8 protein-coding genes are annotated in these 8,142 nt (G+C 70.7%); 3 read left to right on the top strand and 5 right to left on the bottom strand.

Going from position 1 to position 8,142, the window contains the following annotated elements:
- Positions 1–1,345: APC family permease (locus HG543_RS48965; protein ID WP_246357849.1), on the top strand; the 1,345-nt coding region annotated here is incomplete at its 5' end.
- A gap of 10 nt (positions 1,346–1,355) precedes the next feature.
- Here HG543_RS48965 and HG543_RS48960 read toward each other — a convergent pair.
- From HG543_RS48960 to HG543_RS48940, 5 genes are all read right to left on the bottom strand, one after another.
- Entirely contained in the window at positions 1,356–2,045 is a 690-nt protein-coding gene (locus HG543_RS48960; RefSeq protein ID WP_169351861.1) for a QsdR family transcriptional regulator, read from the bottom strand.
- Entirely contained in the window at positions 2,042–2,887 is an 846-nt protein-coding gene (locus HG543_RS48955) for an SDR family NAD(P)-dependent oxidoreductase (protein WP_169351860.1), read from the bottom strand. Before HG543_RS48955 ends, HG543_RS48960 begins: the two co-directional genes overlap by 4 nt.
- A 42-nt stretch (positions 2,888–2,929) precedes the next feature.
- Positions 2,930–4,456: a flavin-containing monooxygenase gene (locus tag HG543_RS48950; RefSeq protein ID WP_343073635.1), complete on the bottom strand. Its 1,527-nt coding sequence runs from the start codon at positions 4,454–4,456 to the stop codon at positions 2,930–2,932.
- A gap of 117 nt (positions 4,457–4,573) precedes the next feature.
- On the bottom strand, positions 4,574–5,902 hold the full coding sequence (locus HG543_RS48945) for a sensor histidine kinase (RefSeq protein ID WP_169351859.1): 1,329 nt from the start codon (positions 5,900–5,902) through the stop codon (positions 4,574–4,576).
- A 17-nt stretch (positions 5,903–5,919) separates the two neighbouring features.
- Positions 5,920–6,309, bottom strand: a complete 390-nt coding sequence (locus HG543_RS48940; RefSeq protein WP_169351858.1) for a response regulator — start codon at positions 6,307–6,309, stop codon at positions 5,920–5,922.
- Positions 6,310–6,601: 292 nt separating this feature from the next.
- Here HG543_RS48940 and HG543_RS48935 point away from each other — a divergent pair, with 292 nt between their 5' ends.
- Together HG543_RS48935 and HG543_RS48930 are read left to right on the top strand one after the other, a co-directional pair.
- Positions 6,602–7,078 (top strand): FBP domain-containing protein, encoded by a 477-nt coding sequence (locus HG543_RS48935; protein WP_169351857.1) that lies wholly within the window; start codon positions 6,602–6,604, stop codon positions 7,076–7,078.
- Between the two features lie 38 nt (positions 7,079–7,116).
- Entirely contained in the window at positions 7,117–7,875 is a 759-nt protein-coding gene (locus HG543_RS48930; protein ID WP_169351856.1) for an alpha/beta fold hydrolase, read from the top strand.
- Positions 7,876–8,142: the final 267 nt, after the last annotated feature.

Below are 8,142 nucleotides of genomic sequence, written 5' to 3'. Positions count from 1 at the left end.
TTTCAAAAAACGACAGGCGGCGTCCCCGACGACGACGGCCTCCGCCACCCCGGCGCCCCAGGACCTGGGCATGAAGCGCGCGGTGTCCCGCTGGGAAATCGTGGGCTTCTCCATCAACGACGTCATCGGCAGCGGCGTGTACCTGCTGCCGGCGGCGGCGGCGGCGAATCTGGGCTCGGCGAGCGTGGGCGCCATCGTGCTCGCGGGGCTGGGCGTGCTGATGCTGGTGCTGTGCTTCGCGGAAGCGGCCAGCTACTTCGACCGGCCGGGCAGCGCCTACGTCTACACGCGCGAGGCCTTCGGCGAGCTGGTCGGGTTCGAGGTGGGGTGGATGACGTGGCTGGCCCGCGTCTCGTCCGTGGCCTCGCTGTCCGCCGGCTTCGCGCGGGCGCTGGGCTACCTGTGGCCGCAGGCCAACGAGGGCGTGGGGCGCGCGCTGGCCATCGCGCTGCCGCTGCTGCTGCTGACGGCCATCAACGTCGTGGGCGTCAAGTCCGGGGCGCGCACGGCGGTGTTCCTGGCCATCACCAAGACGCTGCCGCTGCTGCTCTTCATCGGCGCGGGCATCTTCTTCGTGAGCTGGGAGCAGGCGTCCTCCGTGGTGGCGAAGCCGGAGGGCGGCCTGGGGGCGGCGGTGCTCCTGCTGCTGTTCGCCTACGCGGGCTTCGAGAACACCGCCGCGCCCGCGGGCGAGTTCAAGAACCCGCGCCGCGACGTGCCCTTCGCGCTCATCGTGCAGATTGGCGTCGTCACCTTCATCTACACCGCGGTGCAGTGGGTGGCGCTGGGCACGCTGCCGGGCGTGGTGGATGCGCAAACGCCGCTGGCGGACGCGGCGGCGCGCTTCCTCGGCGGCTGGGGCGGGCTGGTGATGACGGTGGGCGCGGTGCTCTCCATCCTCGGCACCAACAGCAACACGGTGCTCGCGGGGCCGCGCTACCTCTACGCGCTGGCGCGGGACGGCTTCGGCCCCCGGGTGCTCGCGTCGCTCCACCCGCGCTTCCGCACGCCGACCGCCGCCATCCTCACGCAGACGGCCATCGCCCTGCCGCTGGCCTTCTCCGGCTCGTTCGAGGTGCTCGCCACCCTGTCGGTGGTGGCGCGGCTGGCGACGTACTTCGGCACCGCCCTGGCCGTGCCGGTGCTGCGGCGCAAGCTCCGCCAGCAGCCCGGGGCCTTCCGCATCCCCGGCGGGCCGGTGATTCCCTTGGCCGCCGCCGCGCTGTGCGTCGTCTTCGCGATGAGCGCGCAGCCGCGCAACCTCGTCGCGGGCGCCATCGCCCTCGCGGTGGGCGGCGTGCTGTACGCGCTGCGAAGCCCGCCCAGGACGGGTACCCCGGAGTAGCGGCGGGCCTTCAGCGGCGCTTCCACCGCACATCGTCCCGCTCCACGGTGAGCAGGATGCGGATGGCGGTGATGGCGGACTCGACGTCCACCGGGTCACCGGTGAGGGCGTCGCGATAGAGGAAGGACTCGCCGATGCGGAGGATGACGTAGGCCAGCGCGTCCAGGTCCATCACCGGCCGGATGACGCCCAGGCGCACGCCCTCTTCCAGGGACGCGCGGATGCTCGCGGCGCAGCGCTGCTCCACCGTGCTGCTGCGCGACATCAGGATGCGCATCGCGTACTCGGCGTCCTGCCGCACGAAGGTCCGCAGCGGCTCGTCCGTCACCAGCAGCCGGAACAGCCGCTGGGTGACGTCGGCGATGAGGTCGGGCCCCTCGCCCCGGGCCGTCTTCCGGGCGTGGGCCAGGGCCCCCTCGAACAACTTGGAGAGGACCTCGCCGTAGAGCAGCTCGCGGCTGCCCACCCAGCGGAACACCGTGGCGCGGCTGACGCCCAGCTCCTGCGCCATGCGCCCGATGTCGAAGCGCTCGCCCTTCTTCCACCAGTCCAGCGCCAGGGTGAAGAGGTCCTGGGGCGTGGCCCGCGAGGGCGTCTCCAGCCGCCGGGCGAGCGGCGTCACCCGCGCGGCGTCCTGCCGTGCGCGCCGGGGCGCCGGAGCCGAAACGGCGGCTCGCTTCCCCGCGCGCGCGGTCTTCATGTCGTGACCTCCAGCAGCTTCCGCCGCCGGCGCCGCGCGCCCGCCACCATCAGCTTCTGGTACAGCGACGGCAACAGCCGCTGCATCAGGTCGATGACGACGGCGTCACCGCCGATGAGCTGGCGCCGCCGGTTCTTGAGGATGGCCGCGAAGATGTCGGCCGCCGCGCGCTCCGGCGTCGTCCGGAAGGACTTCTCGAACTCCTTGTTCGAGCTCTCGTCCACCCACCCCTTGCGGTGCGTCACCCGGGCATTGCGGGAGATGTTCGTCTTGATGCCGCCGGGGTGCACGCAGGTGACGCCGATGGGCGCGTCCTCCACCTCCAGCTCCTGGCGCAGCGCCTCCGTGAAGCCCTTCACCGCGAACTTCGCGGCGTTGTACGCGGACTGCGTGGGCACGCCGATGAGGCCGAACACGCTGGAGACGTTGATGATGTGGCCCTCTCCCGCCGCCCGCAGGTGCGGCAGGAAGGCCTTGGTGCCGTGCACCACGCCCCAGAAGTTGATGTTCATCAGCCACTCGAAGTCCTCGTACCGGGTGTCCTCGATGGTGGCGCCCAGGGCGACGCCCGCGTTGTTGATGACGATGTGGACGGCGCCCTGCTCCCGCGCCACGTCGTCCGCCCAGGCGTGCACCGCCTGCCGCTGCGCGACGTCCACCCGCGTCGTGCTCACCCGCACGCCGTGGGCCCGGCATTTCTCCGCCGTCTCCGCCAGGCCCTGCTCATTCACGTCGGACAGCGCCACGTGGCAGCCGTTGCGCGCGAGCAGCTCCGCCGTGGCCCGGCCGATGCCGGAACCCGCGCCGGTAATGGCCGCGACCTTGTCCTTCACCGTCTTCATGGGGTGTCTCCCGCGAGTCGCTGTGTGGAAGGGAACGTGTGCTCAGGCATGGGCCATCTGTCCCGACGGCGCGGGGAACGCGGCGGGCTTGCGGCGGCCATGCGGAAGGATGGCGACGTACTCGGAGGGCTCGAAGCGCTCCACGCGGCGCCGGAAGGTGAAGGTGAAGCCCGGCCACAGGGTGGACACCCGGCCGGTGGCGTCCTGGTACCAGCTCACGCAGCCACCCTGCATCCACACCGTGGTGGCCATGCGCGTGTCCACCTGCCGGACGAACTCGGCCTGGGCCTCGGGTGTGGGCTCCACGGCGGCCAGCCCCCGGCCCTCCAGGTAGCGCAGCGCGCCCAGCACGTGCTCAATCTGGCTCTCCATCATCAGGATGACGGAGGTGTGCCCGAGCCCCGTGTTCGGCCCCAGCAGCATGAAGAGGTTGGGGAAGCCCGTCACCGAGGTGCCCAGGTGCGCCTTCATGGTCCCCTCCCACGACTCCATGAGCGAGCGCCCGTCGCGCCCGTACACGTGGTGCATGAAGGGCATGGCCGTCACCTGGAAGCCCGTGCCGAAGATGAGCGCGTCCACCGGGTGCTCGACGCCGTCCTTCGTCACGAGGGAGTGCTCGCGCACCTCCTGGATGCCGCCGGTGTGGACCTCCACGTTCGGCTTCGTCAGCGCGGGCAGATAGTCGTCCGAGACGAGCACGCGCTTGCAGCCCATTGTGTAGTTCGGCGTCAGCTTCGCGCGCAGCACCGGGTCCGGAATGGTCTCTTCCAGTTGGCGCAGCGCGCGCCGCTGGGCGAGCCGCAGAATCCACGGGTGCATGAACCCGAGCGCCAGCAATTCGCGCAGCACGTAGAGCGTCCCCCGCGCCAGCCGCTGGAGGCCCGGCATCCGCTGGAACAGCCGCCGCGCGCCCTCGCCGATGGCCCGGTCGTTGCGCTGCACCACCCACGGCGCCGTGCGCTGGAAGAGCAGCAGCCGGCCCACGCGCGGCTGGATGGCCGGGACGAACTGGATGGCGGACGCGCCAGTGCCGATGACCGCCACCCGCTTGCCGTCCAGCGGGTAGCCATGGTCCCACCGCGCCGAGTGCATCACCTTGCCCTGGAACCGCTCCAGGCCGGGCAGCGCGGGGATGGAGGGCTCGCTCAACCCGCCCACCGCGGGGATGAAGACGTCCGCCGTGTACGTGCCCTGCGATGTCTCGATGCGCCAGCGCTGCCGCGCGTCGTCCCACCGGGCCTCGCGCACCGTGTGATTGAAGCGGATGTACGGGCGGATGCCGAAGCGGTCGGCGCAGTCGCGCAGGTACGCGTGAATCTCCGGCTGGGGCGAGAAGGAGCGGGACCAGCCCGGGTTGGGCGCGAACGAGAACGAGTAGAGGTGGGACTGCACGTCGCACGCGCAGCCCGGGTACGAGTTGTCACGCCAGACGCCGCCCACGTCGCTCGCGCGCTCGAGGATGACGAAGTCCCGGAACCCCTCCTGCTTCATGCGGATGGCCATTCCGATTCCGCCAAAGCCACTGCCCACGATGGCGACGTGGAAGTGCGGTGGGGGGCGAGAGAGCACGGGACACCTCCTGGGGGAGCCGATGCTACGAAGCCGCATCATGAAGCGGAATGCGTCACCTGGGAAATATGACGCATTTACGACGGCGCTGTCTTCCCGCCCTCCCCGCTCCAGCGCTCAGGCGGCGGACCGCGACTCTTCTTTCTCGGACGGGCCCCCGTCCTCCTGGGACCGCGGGAGCATGGCGGGCAGGTGGAGCGTGAAGCAGGAGCCCTCGCCTGGCCGGCTCTCCACGTCGATGCGGCCGCCATGCGAGGTGATGATGCCGTGCGCCACCGCGAGCCCCAGCCCGGTGCCCGAGCCCGGGGCCTTGGTGGTGAAGAAGGGCTGGAACAGGCGCTTCAGCGTCTCGGGGGACATGCCCTCGCCGGTGTCCTGGATGGCCACCCGCACCGCGTCGCCCTCGCGGCAGGTGGTGACGCGAATCCTGCCGCCCGCCCGGGTGGCCTGCCCCGCGTTGGCCAGCAGGTTCACCAGCACCTGGACGATTTGCCGGGGACGGCCGAACAGCGTCCCCACGTCACCCAGGTCGGTCTCCACGGCGCAGTGGCTGAGCTGGCCGTGGACGATGCGCAGCGCGGCGCGGACCTCGCCATCGAGCTCGTACGCCACGGGCGCTTCCGCGTCCCCGCGCGCGAAGCGGCGCAGGTCGGTGACGATGGCATTCACCCGCCGGATGCCATCCAGCGTCGCGGGGAGCGCGTCGTCCACGTACTCCTGGAGGTGGGGCGGCAGGCCCGGCGTGTCCCGCAGCTCACGGAGCAGCGAGTCGACGTTGCTCGTCACGAAGCTCATGGGGTTGTTGATTTCGTGCGCCACGCCCGCCGCCAGCGTCCCCAGGCTGGAGAGCTTCTCCTGCTCGAGCGCCCGCTGGTGCATCTGCTGCAGCCGGGCATGGGCCTGCTGGAGCTCCGTCTGCTGGTCCAGCACTCGCCGGAGCACGTTGCGGAAGAGCACATCCCGCCGCTCCGACAGCAGGTAGCCGAACACGCCGAACAGGGTGAACGCCACGTTCAGCGCCGGGTCGGCGCCTCCCCACCATGCCAGCCCGTTCACCAGGGCGAGGTAGACGGCCATCCGGGGACGGGCCCATGCGTCCAGCCCGTAGAACCAGAGCATGTTGTAGGGCACGAAGAGCCAGACGAGCGGAGACCAGTGGGTGAGGTACCCGCCCACCGCGATGCCCCCGGTGTTGACCAGCATCCGCAGCGTTTCCGCCAGGGGCCGGCCCACGAGGCTCGCGAGCCGCTCGACGAGCACCGAGTTCGTCACCGTGAGGCACACGCCCACGGCGACGGTGCCGAGCACCACGCGCCAGTCGCCCCAGTACCAGACGATGAGCGCGAGGTTGGTCACGGCGGGGCCCAGCCCACCGATGGCTCGGATGGCCTTGTGGACCTGCTCGGGGTCCGCTTCGGCGAGAATCGACCGGGGCGTCTGGGGCATCGCGGTGCTCGCCGGGCTCAGGCGCTCCCCGGAGAGGGGGCATGTGTCTCGAGGAGCGACCTCACCTCGGAGACGAGGTCCTCGTTGTCCCAGGGCTTGCTGAAGAAGCGGGAGACGACGCCCTCCCCCGACTGGGGGTCGTTGCCGGTGCGCAGGTCCGCGTGGCCCGACAGCAGCACGCGCACCGTTCGGGGCATGGCGTTCATCACCTGCCCGAGGAGCTGCACCCCGTTCATGCCGCGCATGCGGAAGTCGGAGATGATCAGGTCCGCCTCGAAGGTGCGCAGCTTGTCGAGCGCCTCTTCCCCACTGAGCGCCACCTCCACGGAGAACCCCTCCCGGCGGAGCAATCGCCGGAGCGCTCCCAGGACGTGCACTTCATCGTCGACGATGAGGATTCTGGCCATGCGAGGCGCCGGGCGGCCTGTCGCCCGGAAGGGCGGCCCGGCAAGTCATGACCAGAAATACCATGGCGGACGAACTGTCCACCAGCCCACAGTCCTGTGTCCCCCCGAGGCGCGCTCTACCCCCGGTGGGACCCGCCGAACCCTCCAGACGGGCGGCCGGTGTCACCGTGGAGGCAGCGCTGGCTCCCCCAGCAAGCCACGCCCGGGCGCCGGGAAGCCCGCCTGCTGTCCGGCTCCTCGGTGGATATGGGCGACGCTGCCTGTTAGTGCAGGCGTTCGCCAAGGAGCCGCCGTGTTTCGCTTCGAATCCGACCGGGAGCTCATCGAATCCTTCCGCTCGCGTGACCGCCGGGTCATCGAGATGCCCGAGGGCATCACCTTCCCGCTCTTCGTGCGTGACTATCTCGCGTGGACGGAGACGTCCGGCGCGCGCGTGTACCTCATCTTCTCCGCGCCGGGCAGCCGCAAGCCCATTGGCATCATCTTCCGCCGCGAGCCTCCAGGCGGGGAGCCGACCTACCGCATGTGCGAGTGGTGCCACAGCTACGGCACGTCCGCCGAGGTGGGCATGATGACCACCGACGTGGACAACAAGCGCCGCGTGGGCGTGACGCTCTGCAATGACTTGCACTGCAAGCAGAAGCTGGAGGACGCGGCGGACCGCTCCGGACGCCACCCGCTCCCGTTCCTGGAGCAGCTCAACGCCCGCATGTTCCGCTTCGCGCAGGAGGCGCTCGGCATCGAGCCGGTGGCGCAGCCGGTGGCGTAGGCGCGCGCGGCGTTTCGTGCTGCTCGGAGGAGTCACGCATGGACGCAACGCCTGTCACCCGCACGGCCGCCGTCGAGGGCATGGAGCTGCACTACGCGGTGCGCGGCGAGGGAGCTCCGCTCGTGCTGCTGCACGGGTTCACCGGCACGGGCTCGGACTGGACGCATGTCTTCGACCTGGAGGCGCTCGCGCGGCGGTACCGGCTCATCATCCCGGACCTGCGCGGCCATGGCCGGAGCAACAACCCGTCAGGCACGTTCACCATGCGCCAGTGCGCGATGGACGTGCTCGCGCTCATGGACACGCTGGGTATCGAGCGGTTCCGCGCCATCGGCATGAGCCTGGGTGGGAACACGCTCCTGCACATCGCCACCCGGGCTCCGGCGCGCGTGGAGCGGATGGTGCTCGTGTCGAGCCCGCCCTACTACCCCGCGCAGGCCCGCCGCATCATGGCGACGTTCACCGAGGAGGGCCGCACGGAGGCCGAGTGGGCCGAGATGCGGGCGCGGCACTCGCTGGGAGATGAGCAGATTCGCGCGCTGTGGCGGCACGGGCGCGGGTTCGCGGACAGCTACGACGACATGAACTTCACGCCGCCGCTGCTGTCCACCATCTCCGCGCCCACGCTCATCGTGTATGGGGATGGCGATCCGCTCTACCCCGTGGAGCTGGGGCTCGAGCTGTATCGCGCCATTCCGCAGTCGCGCCTCTGGGTGGTCCCCGGTGGGGGACATGGACCCATCTTCCTGGAGCACCGGGACGCCTTCGCGCGCACGGCGCTGGCATTCCTCGGCTAGACACGCTGCTCGCCGGCGTTGATGAGGCGAACCGGTCCTCGCGAATGCACTCCTCCGCTGAGGACCGGCTCCCTCCTCCCCATCCATCCACGCCCGAGCCGTCCGACTTGAGCGAGCCACACCGCGCTCAGCTCTGACTGCCGTACTGCCCCGACCTACCCGCCGCCCGTACTGCCGTGCTGCCCCGTACTGCGCACTGCCCCGTACTGCGCACTGCCCCGTCCTACCCGCCGCCCGTACCGCTGTGCTGCCCCGTCCTACCCGCCC

It is taken from the genome of Pyxidicoccus fallax, from assembly GCF_012933655.1.
GTDB lineage: Bacteria > Myxococcota > Myxococcia > Myxococcales > Myxococcaceae > Myxococcus > Myxococcus fallax.
Note: the sequence above shows the minus strand (reverse complement) of the source record. Positions and strands in the feature narration are given on the sequence as shown.